Raw genomic sequence first — 19,148 nt, forward strand, 5'->3', positions numbered from 1 at the left:
GGCGGCGAATCCGCCGGAGCCGCTCTGGCTCCGGCAGAAACCAAGAAGTCAGCCCCCAAGGAGACCGAACCGTGAAGAGCGCCGTGGAGACCCTGAACCCGACTCGGGTTCGGCTCAGCATCGAGGTGCCCTTCGAGGAGCTCAAGGACAGCCTCGACGCGGCGTACAAGAAGATCAACCAGCAGGTCACGGTGAAGGGCTTCCGGAAGGGCAAGATCCCGGCGCGCGTCATCGACCAGCGGTTCGGCCGCGGTGCGGTGCTGGAGGAGGCCGTCAACGACGCGCTTCCGAAGTTCTACACCGAGGCGGTCAACGAGGCCGAGATCGACGTCCTCGGCCAGCCCGAGGTCGACATCACCGAGCTGAAGGACGGCGAGACGCTGAACTTCACCGCCGAGGTCGACGTCCGCCCTGCCATCGAGATCCCGGACTACTCCGGCATCGAGGTCGAGGTCGACGCGGTCGAGGTCAGCGACGAGGACGTCGACAAGGCCGTGACCGAGCTGCGCGAGCGCTTCGCGTCGACCTCCCCGGTCGAGCGCGCCGCCGAGGACGGCGACGTCATCACCATCGACCTGGAGGCCAAGGTCGAGGGCGAGGTGCTGGAGGACGGCGTCGCGAGCGGCGTCTCCTACACCATTGGCTCCGGTGAGCTGCTGGACGGCATCGACGACGCCGTGAAGGGCCTGGAGGCCGGTGGCGAGGCCACCTTCACCTCCGAGCTCAAGGGCGGCTCCGCGGCCGGCAAGGAGGCCGAGGTCACCGTCAAGGTCACCCAGGTCGCCGCCCGCGAACTGCCCGAGCTGGACGACGAGTTCGCGCAGCTCGCCTCCGAGTTCGACACCCTCGACGAGCTCAGGGCGGACAGCCGCAAGCGCCTCGAGAACATGAAGCAGTACGACCAGGCCACCCAGGCCCAGGAGCGCGTCCTGGAGAAGCTCCTGGAGCTCGTCGAGGTGCCCGTCCCCGAGAAGCTGCTCGAGGACGAGATCAACACCCGCAAGCACAACCTGGAGCACCACCAGCTCGGCCAGATGGGCCTCGACCTCGAGAAGTACCTCGAGATCCAGGGCAAGACGGTCGAGGAGTTCGACACCGAGACCAAGGAAGCCGCGGTCAAGGGCATCAAGACCCAGTTCGTGCTGGACGAGCTCGTCAAGCGCGAGAAGCTGAACGTCAACCAGGAGGAGCTCACCGAGCACCTCATGCGCCGTGCCGCCTCCTCCGGCATGTCCCCCGACCAGTTCGCCCAGGCGGTCGTCGAGGGCGGTCAGGTCCCGCTCCTCGTCGGTGAGGTCGCCCGAGGCAAGGCCCTGGCCGTCGTGGTCGAGGCCGCCACGGTCAAGGACACCAACGGCGAGGTCGTCGACCTGGAGGACGACGAGGACGAGACGGCCGCGGCCCCTGCCGAAGACGCCTCGGCCGCCTCCGAGGACACCCCGGCCGAGGCCGAGGAGAAGACCGAGGGCTGAGCTCACGGCACCTTGCAGGTCGTAGGACGGGCCCCCGGGGACTTGTGTTCCCCGGGGGCCCGTCCCGTCGTACGGGACGGCGGACGGCCCCAGGGGCGCTACGCCCCCGGCGAACACCCCGCTTACCGGGATTCTCCGAAGGGACCAGCGCGTTAGGGTCCATAACTACGAGGGCAGGGAAGTCCCCGACTGCCCCAGCCCCGCAGGGAACACGCAGGGAAACGTGAGACGGCCCGGCGCCGTCGTAAGACGAGCAGGTGGATACGTGACGAATCTGATGCCCTCCGCCGCCGGCGAGCCTTCCATCGGTGGTGGCCTCGGCGACCAGGTCTACAACCGGCTGCTCAACGAGCGGATCATCTTCCTCGGCCAGCCGGTCGACGACGACATCGCGAACAAGATCACCGCACAGTTGCTGCTCCTTGCTGCCGCGGACCCCGACAAGGACATCAACCTCTACATCAACAGCCCCGGCGGCTCGATCACGGCCGGCATGGCGATCTACGACACCATGCAGTTCATCAAGAACGACGTGATGACGATCGCGATGGGCCTCGCCGCCTCGATGGGCCAGTTCCTGCTCAGCGCGGGCACCCCGGGCAAGCGTTTCGCCCTCCCGAACGCCGAGATCCTGATCCACCAGCCCTCCGCCGGCCTGGCCGGCTCGGCCTCGGACATCAAGATCCACGCCGAGCGGCTGCTGCACACCAAGAAGCGCATGGCCGAGCTCACGGCCCAGCACACGGGTCAGACCGTCGAGCAGGTCACCCGTGACTCGGACCGCGACCGCTGGTTCGACCCCGATGAGGCCAAGGCGTACGGCCTCATCGACGATGTCATCGCCACGGCTGCCGGCATCCCGGGCGGCGGCGGCACCGGGGCCTGAGCCCCGTAGAGCCCCTCAGCCGACCGCCTAAGCCCCTAGGAGACAGACAGTGAACGACTTCCCCGGCAGCGGCCTCTACGCCCGCACCGAGGCCGAGTACACCGGCCCGCGCGCCGAATCCCGCTATGTGATCCCCCGCTTCGTCGAGCGCACCTCGCAGGGCATCCGCGAGTACGACCCGTACGCGAAGCTCTTCGAGGAGCGCGTGATCTTCCTCGGCGTGCAGATCGACGACGCCTCCGCCAACGACGTCATGGCGCAGCTGCTGTGCCTGGAGTCGATGGACCCCGACCGGGACATCTCCGTCTACATCAACAGCCCCGGTGGCTCCTTCACCGCGCTGACCGCGATCTACGACACCATGCAGTTCGTGAAGCCGGACATCCAGACGGTCTGCATGGGTCAGGCGGCCTCGGCCGCCGCGATCCTGCTGGCCGCCGGTACGCCCGGCAAGCGCATGGCGCTGCCCAACGCGCGCGTGCTGATCCACCAGCCCTACAGCGAGACGGGCCGCGGTCAGGTCTCCGACCTGGAGATCGCCGCCAACGAGATCCTCCGGATGCGCGCCCAGCTGGAAGACCTGCTGGCCAAGCACTCCACCACGCCGATCGAGAAGATCCGCGAGGACATCGAGCGCGACAAGATCCTCACGGCCGACGACGCCCTGGCGTACGGCCTGATCGACCAGATCATCTCCACCCGGAAGATGAACAACGCCGCCGTCCGCTGACGCGGACCCGTAGGATATGCCGCCCCTTGGCACAGTGCACGTCAAAGTGAACCCTGCCAAGGGGGGCCCGAACGGGGGGCCCGGCAAGGTACCGTCGGACATAAGGCAGCACCAGGAGCCGCTGGACCTAGGCGTCTCCCAGGCGAAGGGGAAGCACACCGTGGCACGCATCGGTGACGGCGGCGATCTGCTCAAGTGCTCGTTCTGCGGCAAGAGCCAGAAGCAGGTCAAGAAGCTCATCGCAGGGCCTGGTGTGTACATCTGCGACGAGTGCATCGATCTCTGCAACGAGATCATCGAGGAGGAACTCGCGGAGACGAGCGAGGTGCGCTGGGAGGAACTCCCCAAGCCCCGCGAGATCTACGAGTTCCTGGAGGGCTATGTGGTGGGCCAGGAGTCGGCCAAGAAGGCCCTCTCCGTGGCGGTGTACAACCACTACAAGCGCGTCCAGGCCGGCGAGAACGGCGGCGGCAGCAGCCGTGACGACGCGATCGAGTTGGCGAAGTCCAACATCCTCCTGCTGGGCCCCACGGGCTCCGGCAAGACACTCCTCGCGCAGACACTGGCCCGCATGCTGAACGTCCCGTTCGCGATCGCCGACGCGACAGCGCTCACCGAGGCGGGCTACGTCGGCGAGGACGTCGAGAACATCCTGCTGAAGCTGATCCAGGCGGCCGACTACGACGTCAAGAAGGCCGAGACCGGGATCATCTACATCGACGAGATCGACAAGGTCGCGCGTAAGAGTGAAAACCCGTCGATCACGCGGGACGTGAGCGGCGAGGGTGTGCAGCAGGCGCTCCTGAAGATCCTCGAGGGCACCACGGCCTCGGTGCCGCCGCAGGGCGGACGCAAGCACCCGCACCAGGAGTTCATCCAGATCGACACGACGAACGTCCTGTTCATCGTGGGCGGTGCCTTCGCGGGCCTGGAGAAGCTCATCGAGTCCCGCGCGGGTGCCAAGGGCATCGGCTTCGGCGCGACGATCCGCTCCAAGCGCGAACTCGAGGCCAAGGACCAGTTCGAGGACGTCATGCCCGAGGACCTGGTCAAGTTCGGCATGATCCCCGAGTTCATCGGCCGTCTGCCCGTCATCACCTCGGTCCACAACCTCGACCGCGAGGCCCTCCTCCAGATCCTGGTCGAGCCCCGCAACGCGCTCGTCAAGCAGTACCAGCGCCTCTTCGAACTCGACGGCGTGGAGCTGGACTTCGAGCGCGAGGCCCTGGAAGCCATCGCCGACCAGGCCATCCTCCGCCAGACCGGCGCGCGCGGCCTGCGCGCCATCATGGAAGAGGTCCTCCAGGGCGTCATGTACGAGATCCCGTCCCGCAAGGACGTGGCCCGCGTCGTCATCACGGCGGACGTCGTCCACTCCAACGTCAACCCGACGCTGATCCCGCGGGACGCGCGCGGGCGGGGCTCGGGCGAGCAGAAGACGGCGTAGCGAGAATACGCAGAACATCGAAGGGGCCCCGGTCAACCGACCGGGGCCCCTTCGATGTTGAGTCCTGACGTCAGGCCTTGACGCGAACTTCCTTGCGGAGCTTGGCCGTCATGTCGGCCGCGCCCGAAAGATCCGCCGTCTTTCCGGCCATGGCGTCCGCCATGTCGATCGGGATGACCACACCCAGCGTGCTGTGGTCGCCCCAGATGCACACCGGCATGCTGATCGAGCTCGGACCCGAGCCGGAACTGTCGGAGACCTTCGTCTCCTGGCACTTGAGGACCGCGCCGTCGAGGCCGGCAGGTGTGTACGCCTTCGGGCTGCCGACGGCCTCGCCGTCCGAGTCCGTGGCGGCGCTCTTCTGCATCTCCTTGAACATGGCGTCCACGACCTTCTCGGGGTCGTCGATGTCACCGTAGACACCCATGAAGTTGATCATCTTCATCTTCAGGTAGTCGGCCGCCTCACCGGACTGGTAAGTGGCGCTCACGTCCTTGGCGTTCTTCACGCCGTGCTTCTCCGCGTCCTTGACGTCGTCCTCGCTGAAACCGTCGCCCTCAGCGCTCCCGGACTTCTTGTAGTCCGTCAGGACGGTGGCCGGTGTCGACAGTGTGTGCGCCCCGTCGTCCGCGATGTCCGAGCCGCCGCCCGCGTTCCCGCCCCCACCGATCACGAGGTACGTGCCGACGCCGATCGCGGCCACGACCGCCACGGCGCCGATGATGATGCCGATCTTCTTGCCGTTGCCGCCGCCCGGCGCCGGGGGCTGCGGGACGCCGTAGGGGGCCTGGCCGTACGGCGGCTGCTGGCCGTACGGGGCCTGCTGGCCGTAGGGAGCCTGCGGCTGGCCGTACGGCGGGGTCTGCGGCGGCACCCCGCCCTGCTGCGGATAGCCGTAACCCGGCTGCTGCGCGGGCTGCTGGGGCGGCGGGGGCTGCTGGGGATGGCCGTAGCCCGGCTGCTGCGCGGGCTGCTGGGGCTGCTGGGGGTAGCCGTAGCCGGGCTGGGGCGCCTGCGGAGCCTGCGGCGGCTGGCCGTAGGGGCCCGGCTGACCGTACGGCCCGGGCTGCTGGGGCTGCCCGTACGGGCCCGGCTGGTTGTGACTCATCTCTGGGTTCCCCTCCAGATGCTTATGTGTTCCCGACATCCTGGCTCAGGCACAGGCGACACACGGCATCGGGGCCCCCACCGTTACAGAGCAAACACGTTTCGGGACACGCCCGGGACACCCCTAAACTGACCCCGTGACCGAGAACGCTCAGCAGCAGCCCACAGCGCCCATCACCGAACTGCCGACCCAGTACACGCCGGCCGAGGTAGAGGGGGCGCTGTACGAGCGCTGGGTGGAGAAGGGTTATTTCACCGCCGACGCGAAGAGCGACAAGCCCCCGTACACCATCGTCATCCCGCCGCCGAACGTCACCGGCTCGCTCCACCTGGGCCACGCCTTCCAGCACACGCTCATGGACGCCCTGACGCGCCGCAAGCGCATGCAGGGCTACGAGGCGCTGTGGCTGCCGGGCATGGACCACGCCGGTATCGCGACCCAGAACAAGGTCGAGCAGCAGCTCGCCGAGGAGGGCAAGTCCCGCCACGACCTGGGCCGCGAGGAGTTCGTCGAGCGTGTCTGGCAGTGGAAGGAGGAATACGGCGGCCGGATCCTCGGCCAGATGCGGCGCCTCGGTGACGGCGTCGACTGGAGCCGCGAGCGCTTCACGATGGACGAGGGCCTGTCCAAGGCCGTCCTCACCATCTTCAAGCGGCTCTACGAGGACGAGCTGATCTACCGCGCCGAGCGCATCATCAACTGGTGCCCGCGCTGTCTGACGGCCATCTCCGACATCGAGGTGGAATACCAGGAGGACGCCGGCGAGTTGGTCTCCATCCGCTACGGCGAGGGCGAGGACAGCCTCGTCGTCGCGACCACGCGCGCGGAGACGATGCTCGGTGACACGGCCGTCGCCGTCCACCCCGACGACGAGCGGTACCAGCACCTCATCGGCAAGCAGATCAAGCTCCCGCTCACCGACCGCACCATCCCCGTCGTCGCCGACACCCACGTCGACCCCGAGTTCGGCACGGGCGCGGTCAAGGTGACCCCGGCGCACGACCCGAACGACTTCGAGATCGGCCGCCGTCACGACCTGCCGTCCCTGACGATCATGGACGAGCACGGCGTCATCACCGTCCACGGCCCCTTCCTCGGCCTGGACCGCTTCGAGGCCCGCTCGACCGTCGTCGGCGCCCTCAAGGAGCAGGGCCGCATCGTCGCCGAGAAGCGCCCCTACATGCACTCCGTCGGCCACTGCTCGCGCTGCAAGACCACGGTCGAGCCGCGCCTGTCCATGCAGTGGTGGGTCAAGGTCGGCCCGCTCGCCAAGGCGGCCGGCGACGCGGTGCGCGACGGCCGCGTCAAGATCCACCCCGAGGACATGTCGAAGCGCTACTTCGACTGGGTCGACAACATGCACGACTGGTGCATCTCGCGCCAGTTGTGGTGGGGCCACCGCATCCCGATCTGGTACGGCCCGGACGGCGAGGTCGTCTGCGTGGGACCCGACGAGGAGCCGCCCACCGGTGAGGGCTGGACCCAGGACTCCGACGTCCTGGACACCTGGTTCTCCTCCGGCCTGTGGCCGTTCTCCACGCTCGGCTGGCCCGAACAGACCGAGGACCTGCGGAAGTTCTATCCGACCGACGTCCTGCTGACCGGCCACGACATCATCTTCTTCTGGGTCGCCCGGATGATGATGTTCGGCCTCTACGCCATGGACGGCCAGGCCCCCTTCCACACCATCGCGCTGACCGGCCTGGTCCGCGACGAGTTCGGCAAGAAGATGTCGAAGTCGAACCCGAACGCGGTGGACCCGCTGGTCTGGATGGACGCCTACGGCTCCGACGCCGTGCGCTTCACCCTCGCCAACGGCGCCAACCCGGGCGCGGACGTGCCGATCGGCGAGGACTGGGTCAAGGCCTCCCGGAACTTCACCAACAAGATCTGGAACGCCACCCGCTTCGCCCTCATGAACGGCGCCACGGTCGAGGGCCCGCTGCCGGACGCCTCTCAGATGTCGGCGACGGACCGCTGGATCCTCTCCCGCCTCAACACCACGGTCGCCCAGGTCGACGCGTACTACGACGACTACCAGTTCGCCAAACTCGCCGACGCGCTCTACCACTTCGCGTGGGACGAGGTCTTCGACTGGTACGTCGAGCTGTCGAAGACGACGTTCTTCGCGGGCGGCGAGCAGGCCAGGGTCTCCGGCCGGGTCCTCGGTGAGGTCCTCGACGTGACGCTGCGGCTGCTGCACCCGGTCATCCCGTTCGTGACGGACGCCCTGTGGACCACCCTCACCGGTGGCGAGTCCCTGGTCATCGGCGAGTGGCCGGCCGACAGCGGCTTCCGCGACAAGGACGCCGAACTCGAGATCGAGCTGGTCCAGCGGGTCGTCACCGAGGTCCGCCGGTTCCGCAAGGACCAGGGCCTGAAGGACGGCCAGAAGGTCCCCGCCCGTCTGGAGCTCGACGGCACCGCCCTCGCGCCCCACGAGGCCGCCATCCGTCAGCTCCTGCGCCTCCAGCCGGAGGGCGAGGGCTTCGCGGCCACGGCGACCCTCCCGGTCGCGGGCGCCACGGTCGCGCTCGACCTCTCCGGCACGATCGACGTGGCGGCGGAGCGCAAGCGCCTCGCGAAGGACCTGGCGGCGGCCGAGAAGGAGAAGGCCCAGGCGAACGCCAAGCTCGGCAACGAGGCGTTCCTCGCGAAGGCCCCGGACAACGTGGTGGACAAGATCCGCGGCCGCCTGGCCAAGGCGGACGAGGACATCGCGAGGATCCAGGCCCAGCTGGAAAACCTGCCCCAGCAGTAGGACACCCAAGGGGCGCGGGGCCGCATCGATATGCGGCCCCGCCGCGTGGGCGCGACCAGCCACAGACTCCCCGCGCCCGCCAAGCAGGACCAGCCGCCCCCTCCCATGGGCGCGGCCCTAAACTGGCCGTGTGAGTGACAGCGACCCCTTCGACGAGATCATCGCCAACGAGACCGACCGCGACCCCGACCTCGCGGTCATCGAGGCCGGCAGCCGCACCCTGCGCACCCAGGGCGGCCCGCCGGAGGCAGATGTGCCCGCACGCCCTGCCGACCCCGAGGTCGACAAGGCCCTGCGCGAGGTCGAGGCGGAGCTCGCCACCCGGTGGGGCGAGACGAAGCTGGAGCCCTCGGTCAGCCGCATCGCCGCGCTGATGGACGTCCTGGGCGAGCCGCAGCGGTCGTACCCCTCGATCCACATCACGGGGACGAACGGCAAGACCTCCACGGCTCGCATGATCGAGGCCCTCCTCGGCGCCTTCGAACTGCGCACGGGCCGGTACACCAGCCCCCACGTCCAGTCGATCACCGAGCGCATCAGCCTGGACGGCGCCCCGATCTCGGCCGAGCGGTTCATCGAGACGTACGAGGACATCAAGCCGTACATCGAGATGATCGACGGTCAGCAGCAGTACCGGCTGTCCTTCTTCGAGGTGCTGACCGGCATGGCGTACGCCGCCTTCGCGGACGCGCCCGTCGACGTGGCCGTCGTGGAGGTCGGCATGGGCGGCTCCTGGGACGCCACCAACGTCATCGACGGCGATGTCGCCGTGGTCACGCCCATCGACCTGGACCACACCGACCGGCTCGGCGAGACGCACGCGGCGATCGCCGGCGAGAAGGCCGGGATCATCAAGCAGGACGCGACCGTCATCCTGGCCCAGCAGCCGGTCGACGCGGCGCAGGTGCTGCTGAAGAAGGCCGTCGAGGTCGACGCGACCGTCGCGCGTGAGGGCCTGGAGTTCGGGATCGTCTCGCGACAGGTCGCCGTGGGCGGCCAGTTGGTGACCCTGCGCGGCCTCGGCGGCGAGTACGAAGAGGTGTACCTGCCGCTGCACGGCCCCTACCAGGCGCACAACGCGGCCGTGGCGCTCGCCGCCGTGGAGGCGTTCTTCGGTGTGGGGGCCCAGCGTGCTGAGCGGCTGGACATCGACACCGTCCGCAAGGCCTTCGCGGCCGTCTCCTCCCCGGGCCGCCTCGAAGTCGTACGGCGTTCCCCGACCGTCGTCCTGGACGCCGCCCACAACCCGGCGGGCGCCCGCGCCACCGCCGAGGCCGTCGGCGAGGCCTTCGACTTCAGCCGGCTCATCGGTGTGGTCGGCGCGAGCGGCGACAAGAACGTACGGGGGCTGCTCGAGGCCTTCGAGCCGATCTTCGCCGAGGTCGTGATCACACAGAACTCCAGTCACCGCGCGATGGACTCCGACGAGCTCGCCGCGATCGCCGTCGAGGTGTTCGGCGAGGAGCGCGTGCAGGTCGAACCGCGGCTGCCGGACGCGCTGGAGGAGGCGATCACGCTGGCCGAGGAGGACGGCGAGTTCGCGGGCGGCGGAGTACTCGTCACCGGGTCGGTCATCACGGTCGGCGAGGCCCGGCTGCTGCTGGGAAGGGGCTGAGTCCCGAGCATGCGTACGCTCTGTGCTTCCACGCTGATCGGCGAGTTGTTCGTCATCGGCTTCGCCGGACTGGTCGCGATGAAGGACCCCGACCTGGTCACCTCCACGGTGTGGACGGTCAGCGGCATCGCCATGTTCCTGTGCCTCGCGCTGTGCGGGGTGGTGACCCGGCCGGGCGGCGTCGCCCTCGGCTGGGCGCTCCAGATCGCCCTGATCGCCTCCGGCTTCGTCATCCCGACCATGTTCTTCATGGGCGCGATCTTCGCGGCGCTGTGGTGGGCCTCCGTGCACTACGGCCGGAAGATCGACGAGGCCAAGGCGAGATTCGCCGCCCAGGCCGACTCCCCTGCACCTGACGCTGTGTGACGAGCGCACCGACACGCCCTGTAATCTCGTCCCACCGCACATGTCAGCAGGCAAGGAGCCCCTCGTGAGCCAGCGCACCCTCGTCCTCCTCAAGCCCGACGCCGTCCGTCGTGGCCTGACCGGCGAGATCATCAGCCGTATCGAGCGCAAGGCCGGCTGGCAGATCACCGCGCTGGAGCTGCGCACGCTGGACCAGGACACGCTGGAGCAGCACTACGGCGAGCACAAGGGCAAGCCCTTCTACGAGCCGCTGGTGGAGTTCATGGCCTCCGGTCCGGTCGTCGCGCTGATCGTCGAGGGCGAGCGGGTCATCGAGGGCGTCCGCGCGCTGGCCGGCCCGACCGACCCGATCGCCGCCGCGCCCGGTTCCATCCGTGGCGACTACGGCGTCATCGTCCGCGAGAACCTGATCCACGCGTCCGACTCGGAGGAGTCCGCCGAGCGCGAGGTGAAGATCTTCTTCCCCGGGCGCGCATAGGTTCGTGCGTAGGTTCAGTGGCATTTTCTGACATGCTGTCAGTTCATCTGCCCGTCTGACCTGGGGCGGCCGTACATTTTCGGCCGTCCTTCGGCATATGCGTGCCGATCGGGGGAACGAGTGCCCCCTATGGACCGTCTCCACAAGCGGGGCGGCTTTACATCTGCTGACAATGGCGAAGACCCTCGCGCAGTGTTCGTGCAGGCGCGTCTACGATGGAAGCCTTCACGTCACAGCACCCACTTCGCCGACCTGAAAAGCCCTCGAAAGCTCCCGGGAAGGCCAGACGAATCCTGATGGGGAACTCAATGTCGTTCATCGGCCGTGACATGGCTGTCGACCTCGGGACCGCCAACACGCTGGTGTACGTCAGGGGTCGCGGGATCGTACTCAACGAGCCGTCCGTCGTCGCGATCAACACCAACACCGGTGGCATCCTCGCGGTCGGCGCCGAAGCGAAGAAGATGATCGGGCGGACCCCCGGCAACATCGTTGCCGTGCGGCCGCTGAAGGACGGCGTGATCGCCGACTTCGAGATCACCGAGCGGATGCTCCGCTACTTCATTCTGAAGATCCACAAGCGGCGGTATCTCGCGAGGCCGCGCGTCGTCGTGTGTGTCCCCTCGGGCATCACCGGCGTCGAGCGCCGCGCCGTCATCGAGGCGTCGTCCCAGGCAGGCGCCCGCCAGGTGCACATCATCGAGGAGCCCATGGCGGCCGCCATCGGTTCCGGCCTGCCGGTCCACGAGGCCACGGGCAACATGGTGGTGGACATCGGCGGCGGCACCACGGAGGTCGCGGTCATCTCCCTCGGCGGCATCGTCACCGCCCAGTCCATCCGCGTCGCGGGTGACGAGCTGGACAACGCGATCATCCAGCACATCAAGAAGGAGTACTCCCTCCTTCTGGGTGAGCGAACGGCCGAGCAGATCAAGATCACGATCGGTTCGGCGTACGACCTCGACGCTGACGAGCACACCGAAATCCGCGGCCGGGACCTCGTCTCCGGGCTGCCCAAGACCGTCGTCATCTCGGCCGCCGAGGTCCGCAAAGCGATCGAGGAGCCCGTCAACGCGATCGTCGACGCCGTCAAGACGACCCTGGACAAGTGCCCGCCGGAGCTCTCCGGCGACATCATGGACCGCGGCATCGTCCTCACCGGCGGCGGCGCCCTGCTGCGCGGGCTCGACGAGCGGCTGCGCCGGGAGACCGGCATGCCGATCCACATCGCCGAGGACCCGCTCGACAGCGTGGCGCTCGGCTCCGGGAAGTGCGTCGAGGAGTTCGAGGCGCTTCAGCAGGTGCTGGACGCCCAGCCGCGCAGATGACGTAACTCTTCGATTCCGCCGTACGAGATGATCTCCTCTCGTGCGGCGGATCGTTGATATCGAGGCATAAGCTCCCACAAACGCCACTCCAATAAGAAGGGCACGGCCGCCGCACGTGAGGGACACACGAGAGAGCCGGCTGCTCCTGGTGCTGCTGATCGCCGTCGCGTTCGCGCTGATCACGGTCGACATCCGCGGCGGGGAGGACTCACCGGTCGACGGCGCCCGCCAGGCCGCGGCCGCCGTGTTCGGCCCGATCGAGGACAGTGTGTCGACCGCGGTCAATCCGGTCGGCAACGCCGTGTCGGCCATCCGCGACTCCGGCGAGCGGCACGACCGGCTCGCCGAGCTCGAGAAGGAGAACTCGGCCCTCAAGGCGAAACTCGGCAGCGACGACCGAAACTCCAGCCGTCTCAAGCAGCTCGACAAGATGCTGAAGACCGCCGGCGAGGGTCAGTACGGCATCAAGGGCGCCGAGGTCATCGCCATAGGAGCGGCCCAGGGCTTCTCCTGGACGATCACCGTCGACGTCGGCGCCAACGACGGCATCCAGCGCGACATGACCGTCCTCAACGGCGACGGCCTGGTCGGCCGCGTCACCACGGTCGGCCCGAACACCGCCACCGTGCTCCTCGCCAACGACCCCGACTTCACCGTCGGTACCCGCATGGAGGCCACCGACGAGCTCGGCTTCGCCTCCGGTCAGGGCGACCGTCCGCTGCGCGTCGAACTCCTCAACGGCAAGGCCGACGTGAAGAAGGGCGACCGTCTGGTCACCTTCGGCTCGCAGGCCGACAAGCCCTTCGTCCCCGGCGTCCCGGTCGGCGTGGTCTCCCGCGTCGACCCCTCCGGCGGCGACCTCACCCGCACCCTCTACGTCACGCCGTACGTCAGCTTCACCAAGCTCGACATGGTCGGCGTCGTCGTCCAGGCCCCCAAGAAGGACCCGCGCGACACCGTGCTCCCGGCCAAACCGAAACCGACGCCCACGCCGACCGTGACGGTCACCGTCACCCCGTCCGCCAATGCGCCGGTCGACGGCGAGATCCAGCAAGAGCAGTAGGAGCTGTAGTCATGCGCGTCAACCGGATCCTGCTGTCCTCCGCACTGGTCGTGGTCGCCCTGGTCCTCCAGGTGAGCGTCCTCGCCCGCCTCCACCTCCCGGGTGCCGTCCCCGACCTGCTGCTCCTCACCGTCCTCGGCCTGGCTCTCGTCTACGGCCATGTCGGCGGCGCCCTCGTCGGCTTCGGCGCCGGTCTCCTCGCCGACCTCGCCCCGCCAGCCGACCACGCGGCCGGCCGCTACGCCCTGGTGCTGTGCGTCATCGGCTACCTCGCCGGCCTCGCCAAACCGGAGAACGGCAGACTCAAGTCGGCCACCGGCCCCATGGTCGTCGTGGTCGCCGCCGCCATCGGCACCACCCTGCTGTACGCCGGTGTCGGCGCCCTCGTCGGCGACACCGCCGCCCGCCATGTGGGCCTGCCCAGCCTGCTGTTCACGGCCGCCCTGTACGACCTGCTGCTCGCCCCCTTCGTCGTCCCCGGCATCATGGCGCTCGCCCGGCGCGCCGAGAACGACCCGCTCGCCGAGGCCGGCTCCGCCGCCAAGTCGGCGAACATCTCCTCCGGGTGGCTGTCCTCGGGCACCGGTCTGAAGATCGGCGGCCAGCGGGGCGGCCTCGGGAGCCTGAAGACGAAGGCCCGGACCCGGACCGCGCGGGTGGGCCGCATCAAGGGGGTCAAGCGGCTGTGAGGGCGGGCGAGTTCAGCACAGGCCATTTCACCCGAACGGGTGCGCCGGGGCGGAACGCGGGTTCACAGGTCCGCCGTTCATCATTCGTACGCGCACACACGTCGGCGCACTGAGAGGGGGCGGAAACCGCAGTGACCAACATCCCCGAGACCGGGCGGACCCCACGGGTCCAGATCCGGCTCGTCGTGATCCAGATCCTCGTCCTCTCCCTCCTCGGCACCCTCGGCGGCCGCCTCTGGTACCTCCAGATCCGCGAAGGCGACGCGTACGCCAAGGAAGCCTCCGGAAACCACGTCCAGCAGGTCGTCGACCCCGCGGTGCGCGGTTCGATCCTGGACGCCCGCGGAGTGCCCCTCGCGGACAACGAGACCCGGCTGGTGGTCTCCGCCTCCCGCACCGACCTGCTGAAGATGAAGGACGACGGCAAGGCCGTCCTCACCAAACTGGGCAAGGTCCTCGGCATGTCCGCCAAGGACGTCATGCTAAAGGTCCGGCTGTGCGACGCGAAGACGCCCCAGCCGTGTTGGAACGGCTCGCCGTACCAGCCGATCCCCATCACCGACGAGGCCACCCCCAAGCAGGCCCTGCAGATCCGCGAGCGCGCCGAGGACTTCCCCGGCATCACCGCCGAACCCGAGGCCGTGCGGCGCTATGCCGCCCCCGGCAAGTCCAACACCGCCCAGGTCCTCGGGTACCTCTCGCCGGTCACCGACGAGGAGATCACCAAGGCCCAGGACACCGACTCGCCCTACCTGCGCTCCGACCAGGTCGGCCGCTCGGGCCTGGAGCGCCAGTACGACAAGCAACTGCGCGGCAAGGCAGGCGTCACCCGCTACGAGGTCGACAACCTCGGCCGCGTCATCGGCGAGGCCGAGGCCGACGCGGCCCAGCCCGGCGCCAACCTCGTCACCAGCATCGACGCCCGCGTCCAGCGGGTCGCCGAGTACGAACTGAACCAGGCGATGAAGACCGCCCGCCAGCAGTTCGACAAGATCACCGGCGAGAACTACAAGGCCGACTCGGGCGCTGTCGTCGTGATGGAGGCCAAGACCGGCCGGATCGTGGCGATGGCGTCCGCCCCGACCTACGACCCGAACGTCTGGGTCGGTGGAATCTCCGCCAAGGACTACAAGAAGCTCACCGGCAAGGGCTCCGACTACCCGCTGCTCAACAGGGCCATACAGGGTCAGTCCGCACCCGGTTCGACGTTCAAGGTCGTCTCCACGGCCGCCGCGGTCGAGGCCGGCTACGAGTGGGACGGCGGCTACCCGTGCACCAGCTCGTACTCGGTGGGCGGCCAGGTCTTCAAGAACTTCGAGGGGGAGAGCTTCGGCCCGATCTCGCTCGGCCGCGCCCTGGAGGTCTCCTGCGACACCGTCTTCTACGGCCTCGCCGACCGGGAGTGGAAGAAGGACGGCGGCATCAACCCCAAGAAGGGCGAGCCGAAGGACTACTTCTACAAGGCCGCCCACCAGTTCGGTCTCGGCAAGGAGACCGGCATCGACCTCCCCAACGAGGTCACCGGCCGCGTCCCCGACCGCCAGTGGAAGGAGTCGTACTGGAAGGCCAACAAGGACAGCTGGTGCAAGACCGGTAAGAAGGACGGCAGCTACGTCGAGAAGATCGCGTACGAGAACTGCCTCGAAGGCAACAAGATGCGCGAGGGCGACTCCATCAACTACTCCATCGGTCAGGGCGACACCCTCGTCACCCCGATCCAGGAGGCCAGGATCTACGGGGCGCTCGCCAACGGCGGCACCATGTACCAGCCGAGCATCGGCAAGGCGATCATCAGCGCCGACGGCAAGACCGTCCAGGAGATCAAGCCCAAGGCGACCGGGAAGCTTCCGGTCGGCCAGGCCACCCTCAAGGGCATGGACAGCGCCCTGGAGGGCGTCGTCACCCGCGGTACGGCCGCCTGGAAGTTCGGCGGCTGGCCGCAGGACAAGATCCCGCTGCACGCCAAGACCGGCACCGCCGAGGTCTACGGCAAGCAGACGACGTCCTGGCTGGCCACGTACTCCAAGGACTACACGGTCGTCATGACGATCGCCCAGGCCGGAACCGGCTCCGGCGCCTCGGGTGAGGCCGTGCGCAGCATCTACAACGCCATGTACGGCGTCTCGGCCGACGGCACCATCAACAAGAAGAACGCGCTGCTGCCCACCCCCGAGAAGAGCCTGCCCAAGGTCCAGACCGACGGGACCATCAAGTCCCCGAAGGTCGCCAAGGACCCGGCCAAGGACCAGCGGGCGAGCCAGGAGGCCACGCCCGAACCGGACGCGACACAGCAGACGGCGACCGTGAACACGCCGACCAACGGGAACCGTGACACCCGGAGGCGGCGCCGCAAGAGGGGGAGCCGGAGGATGCTCACATGACCGGGGCGAACAGCTTCCAGGTCTCCGGGTACGGCCCCGCGCGCGCGGGCTGGACCCGGCTGCTGGCCCGCGACTCGCTCGCCCGCCGGCTGGACTGGCCGATACTGTTCTCGGCCCTCGCCTTGTCCATGATCGGCTCGATCCTGGTCTTCTCGGCGACCCGCAACCGCACCGAGATCAACCAGGGCGACCCCTACTACTTCCTGATCCGCCACCTCATGAACACCGGCATCGGGTTCGCCCTGATGATCGGCACGGTGTGGGTCGGCCACCGCACCCTGCGCACCGCCGTGCCCCTGCTGTACGGCGCCTCGCTCTTCCTGATCCTGCTGGTCCTCACCCCGCTGGGCTCCACGGTCAACGGCGCCCACTCCTGGATCGTGATCGGCGGCGGTTTCTCTCTCCAGCCCTCGGAGTTCGTGAAGATCACGATCATCCTGGGCATGGCGATGCTCCTCGCGGCCCGGGTCGACGCGGGCGACAAGCCCTACCCCGACCACCGCACCGTGCTCCAGGCCCTGGGCCTCGCCGCCGTACCGATGCTCATCGTGATGCTCATGCCCGACCTCGGGTCGGTCATGGTCATGGTCATCATCGTGCTCGGGCTGCTGCTCGCCTCCGGCGCCTCCAACCGATGGGTCTTCGGGCTGCTCGGCGCGGGCGCCGCCGGCGCGATCGCGGTCTGGCAGCTGCACATCCTGGACGAGTACCAGATCGCCCGCTTCGCCGCCTTCGCCAACCCGAGCCTCGACCCGGCGGGCGTCGGCTACAACACCAACCAGGCGCGGATCGCCATCGGTTCGGGAGGTCTGACGGGCGCGGGCCTGTTCCACGGTTCGCAGACCACCGGCCAGTTCGTGCCGGAGCAGCAGACCGACTTCGTCTTCACCGTCGCCGGCGAGGAGCTGGGCTTCGTCGGCGCGGGCCTGATCATCGTCCTGCTCGGGGTCGTCCTGTGGCGGGCCTGCCGGATCGCCCGCGAGACGACCGAGCTGTACGGCACGATCGTGGCCGCCGGAATCGTGGCGTGGTTCGCCTTCCAGTCCTTCGAGAACATCGGCATGACCCTCGGGATCATGCCGGTCACCGGTCTGCCCCTGCCGTTCGTGTCGTACGGAGGATCGTCGATGTTCGCCACATGGGTCGCGGTGGGGCTGCTTCAGTCGATCAGAGTGCAGCGACCGATGTCGGCCTAGGCCGGGTCGGCCGGGTGGCGGCGGCCCTCTGCCGCAACCGCCCGCTGACCACTAGATTTGACTCATGGCGGACACAAAGCGGGAGATCGAGCGGAAGTACGAGTCCGACAACAGCGGCCTGCCCGATCTGACCGGAGTCGCCGGAGTCGAGGCCGTCGTCGACAAGGGCGTCGCGCGTCTGGACGCCACCTACTACGACACGGCCGACGAACGCCTCGTGGCGTCCTCGATCACCCTGCGCCGCCGCACGGGCGGAGCGGACGCGGGCTGGCACCTGAAGCTGCCCGTGTCCGAGGGCGTGCGCGACGAGATCCGGGCCCCGCTCTCCGACACCCTCCCCGACGAACTCGCCGCCCTGGTCCGCTCCCGGGTCAGAAACGTCGAGCTGCTGCCCGTGGTCCGGCTGCGCTCGGACCGTGACGTGCGCCACCTCCTGGACGCGCAGGGGCGCCTGCTCGCCGAGGTCAGCGTGGACGCCGTGCACGCCGAGCGGCTCAGCGGCGGCGTCGGCGACGCCCAGTGGACCGAGATCGAGGTGGAGCTCGCCGACGGCGGCGACCCGGCCTTCCTCGACAAGGTCGAGAAGCGGCTGCGCAAGGCGGACGTACGGCCGTCCGCTTCGTCCTCGAAGCTGGCCCGGGCCCTCGCGGAGACGGCCCCCAAGAAGAAGAGCCCCGGCACAGCGGATCCGGTGACCGCCGGCGACCACATCCTCGCCTACGTCCGCGCCCAGCGGGACGCGATCCTCGAACTCGACCCGGCCGTCCGCCAGGACGCCGAGGACGCCGTGCACAGCATGCGCGTCGCCACCCGCCGGATGCGCAGCACCTTCAAGTCGTACGGCACCGTCCTCGACCGGGACGTCACCGACCCGATCGGCGACGAGCTGAAGTGGCTGGCCGGCGAACTGGGCGTGGAGCGGGACCGCGAGGTGCTGTCCGAGCGCCTGACCGCGGCTCTCGACGAGGTGCCGCGGACGCTGCTCTACGGGCCGATCGCCTCGCGACTGAGCACATGGGCCGGCGACCGCCCCGGCGGGGCGAGCGCCCGGCTGATCGGCGTCCTGGACTCCCGTCGCTACCTCACCCTGCTCGACACCCTGGACGCGGTGATCGCCGACCCGCCACTGCTGAAGGCGGCCGGGAAGAAGCCCCACAAGGTGATCGCCAAGGCCGTGCGCAAGGACTTCCGGAAGGTTGCCGGCCTCGTCGGGCAGGCGCTGGAGCGGGAGCCCGGAACCGACCGGGACATCGCGATCCACGAGGCCCGCAAGAAGACCAAACGCACCCGCTACGCGGCCGAAGCGGCCCGCCCGGTTCTCGGCAAACCGGCCAAGACCATGGTCAAGTCCATGAAGTCGCTCCAGAACCTGCTGGGGGAGCACCAGGACAGCGTGATGGCCCGGCAGACCCTGCGCGAGCTGTCCTCGGTCGCCCACGCGGCGGGGGAGAACGCCTTCACCTACGGGCTGCTCCACGGGCGTGAGGAACAGCGGGCGACGGCCGTGGAGGCCGAACTGCCCGGCTTCTGGGACGGCATCAGGGGCGAGGCGGACGCCCTCTGACCTTCCGGGCGTACGGGGGGTGGTCGCGGCCGCGTTACGCTAGATGGTCACCCCTGTCAGTTCA

15 protein-coding genes are annotated in these 19,148 nt (G+C 68.8%); 14 read left to right on the forward strand and 1 reads right to left on the reverse strand.

Translation table 11 applies throughout. The features are described 5' to 3' along the window. Positions 1 to 71 precede the first annotated feature (71 nt). From tig to clpX, 4 genes are all read left to right on the forward strand, one after another. Entirely contained in the window at positions 72 to 1,472 is a 1,401-nt protein-coding gene (gene tig, locus OG841_RS30310; protein ID WP_371567269.1) for a trigger factor, read from the forward strand. Positions 1,473 to 1,737: 265 nt separating this feature from the next. Further along, positions 1,738 to 2,358 (forward strand): ATP-dependent Clp protease proteolytic subunit, encoded by a 621-nt coding sequence (locus tag OG841_RS30315; RefSeq protein ID WP_079077498.1) that lies wholly within the window; start codon positions 1,738 to 1,740, stop codon positions 2,356 to 2,358. 49 nt (positions 2,359 to 2,407) lie between these two features. Further along, complete coding sequence (locus OG841_RS30320) at positions 2,408 to 3,088, forward strand: ATP-dependent Clp protease proteolytic subunit (RefSeq protein ID WP_020136160.1); 681 nt, start codon at positions 2,408 to 2,410, stop codon at positions 3,086 to 3,088. 160 nt (positions 3,089 to 3,248) lie between these two features. Then, positions 3,249 to 4,535, forward strand: coding sequence for an ATP-dependent Clp protease ATP-binding subunit ClpX (gene clpX / locus OG841_RS30325; protein WP_020116380.1), 1,287 nt, complete (start codon positions 3,249 to 3,251; stop codon positions 4,533 to 4,535). Positions 4,536 to 4,605: 70 nt separating this feature from the next. On the opposite strand, the gene OG841_RS30330 is transcribed toward clpX, so the two are convergent. Continuing rightward, on the reverse strand, positions 4,606 to 5,643 hold the full coding sequence (locus OG841_RS30330) for a hypothetical protein (protein ID WP_371567272.1): 1,038 nt from the start codon (positions 5,641 to 5,643) through the stop codon (positions 4,606 to 4,608). A gap of 136 nt (positions 5,644 to 5,779) precedes the next feature. Here OG841_RS30330 and OG841_RS30335 point away from each other — a divergent pair, with 136 nt between their 5' ends. The 10 genes from OG841_RS30335 (at position 5,780) to OG841_RS30380 (ending at position 19,084) form a co-directional block, all read left to right on the forward strand. Next, positions 5,780 to 8,404, forward strand: a complete 2,625-nt coding sequence (locus OG841_RS30335) for a valine--tRNA ligase (RefSeq protein ID WP_328638610.1) — start codon at positions 5,780 to 5,782, stop codon at positions 8,402 to 8,404. A gap of 130 nt (positions 8,405 to 8,534) precedes the next feature. Further along, entirely contained in the window at positions 8,535 to 10,019 is a 1,485-nt protein-coding gene (folC, locus tag OG841_RS30340; RefSeq protein ID WP_328638609.1) for a bifunctional tetrahydrofolate synthase/dihydrofolate synthase, read from the forward strand. A 9-nt stretch (positions 10,020 to 10,028) separates the two neighbouring features. Next, positions 10,029 to 10,385, forward strand: coding sequence for a DUF4233 domain-containing protein (locus OG841_RS30345; RefSeq protein WP_371567275.1), 357 nt, complete (start codon positions 10,029 to 10,031; stop codon positions 10,383 to 10,385). Between the two features lie 64 nt (positions 10,386 to 10,449). Further along, positions 10,450 to 10,863 carry a nucleoside-diphosphate kinase gene (gene ndk, locus OG841_RS30350; protein ID WP_057615965.1) on the forward strand — a complete coding sequence of 138 codons (414 nt, stop codon included), beginning with the start codon at positions 10,450 to 10,452 and terminating at the stop codon, positions 10,861 to 10,863. 308 nt (positions 10,864 to 11,171) lie between these two features. Continuing rightward, the gene (locus OG841_RS30355) at positions 11,172 to 12,191 is read left to right on the forward strand and encodes a rod shape-determining protein (RefSeq protein ID WP_004931372.1); all 1,020 of its coding nucleotides are present in this window, start codon (positions 11,172 to 11,174) and stop codon (positions 12,189 to 12,191) included. Positions 12,192 to 12,306: 115 nt separating this feature from the next. After that, a complete protein-coding gene (gene mreC / locus OG841_RS30360; RefSeq protein ID WP_328638607.1) occupies positions 12,307 to 13,254 on the forward strand; it encodes a rod shape-determining protein MreC in 948 nt (315 codons plus the stop codon). Between the two features lie 11 nt (positions 13,255 to 13,265). Beyond that, positions 13,266 to 13,943: a rod shape-determining protein MreD gene (mreD, locus tag OG841_RS30365; protein ID WP_328638606.1), complete on the forward strand. Its 678-nt coding sequence runs from the start codon at positions 13,266 to 13,268 to the stop codon at positions 13,941 to 13,943. Between the two features lie 131 nt (positions 13,944 to 14,074). Continuing rightward, a complete protein-coding gene (mrdA, locus tag OG841_RS30370) occupies positions 14,075 to 16,324 on the forward strand; it encodes a penicillin-binding protein 2 (protein ID WP_328638605.1) in 2,250 nt (749 codons plus the stop codon). Continuing rightward, the gene (rodA, locus tag OG841_RS30375; protein WP_326668428.1) at positions 16,321 to 17,520 is read left to right on the forward strand and encodes a rod shape-determining protein RodA; all 1,200 of its coding nucleotides are present in this window, start codon (positions 16,321 to 16,323) and stop codon (positions 17,518 to 17,520) included. Before mrdA ends, rodA begins: the two co-directional genes overlap by 4 nt. Before the next feature lie 64 nt (positions 17,521 to 17,584). Next, positions 17,585 to 19,084: a CYTH and CHAD domain-containing protein gene (locus tag OG841_RS30380; protein WP_328638604.1), complete on the forward strand. Its 1,500-nt coding sequence runs from the start codon at positions 17,585 to 17,587 to the stop codon at positions 19,082 to 19,084. The last annotated feature ends 64 nt before the right edge of the window (positions 19,085 to 19,148 follow it).

The organism is Streptomyces canus, from assembly GCF_041435015.1.
Taxonomy (GTDB): domain Bacteria; phylum Actinomycetota; class Actinomycetes; order Streptomycetales; family Streptomycetaceae; genus Streptomyces; species Streptomyces canus_G.

Excerpts from the sequence above, each read along its gene's own strand:
- OG841_RS30330 (WP_371567272.1), bottom strand. The coding sequence starts at position 5,643 with ATGAGTCACAACCAGCCGGGCCCGTACGGGCAGCCCCAGCAGCCCGGG.
- OG841_RS30345 (WP_371567275.1), top strand. The coding sequence starts at position 10,029 with ATGCGTACGCTCTGTGCTTCCACGCTGATCGGCGAGTTGTTCGTCATC.
- OG841_RS30355 (WP_004931372.1), top strand. The coding sequence starts at position 11,172 with ATGTCGTTCATCGGCCGTGACATGGCTGTCGACCTCGGGACCGCCAAC.
- mreD (WP_328638606.1), top strand. The coding sequence starts at position 13,266 with ATGCGCGTCAACCGGATCCTGCTGTCCTCCGCACTGGTCGTGGTCGCC.
- rodA (WP_326668428.1), top strand. The coding sequence starts at position 16,321 with ATGACCGGGGCGAACAGCTTCCAGGTCTCCGGGTACGGCCCCGCGCGC.
- OG841_RS30380 (WP_328638604.1), top strand. The coding sequence starts at position 17,585 with ATGGCGGACACAAAGCGGGAGATCGAGCGGAAGTACGAGTCCGACAAC.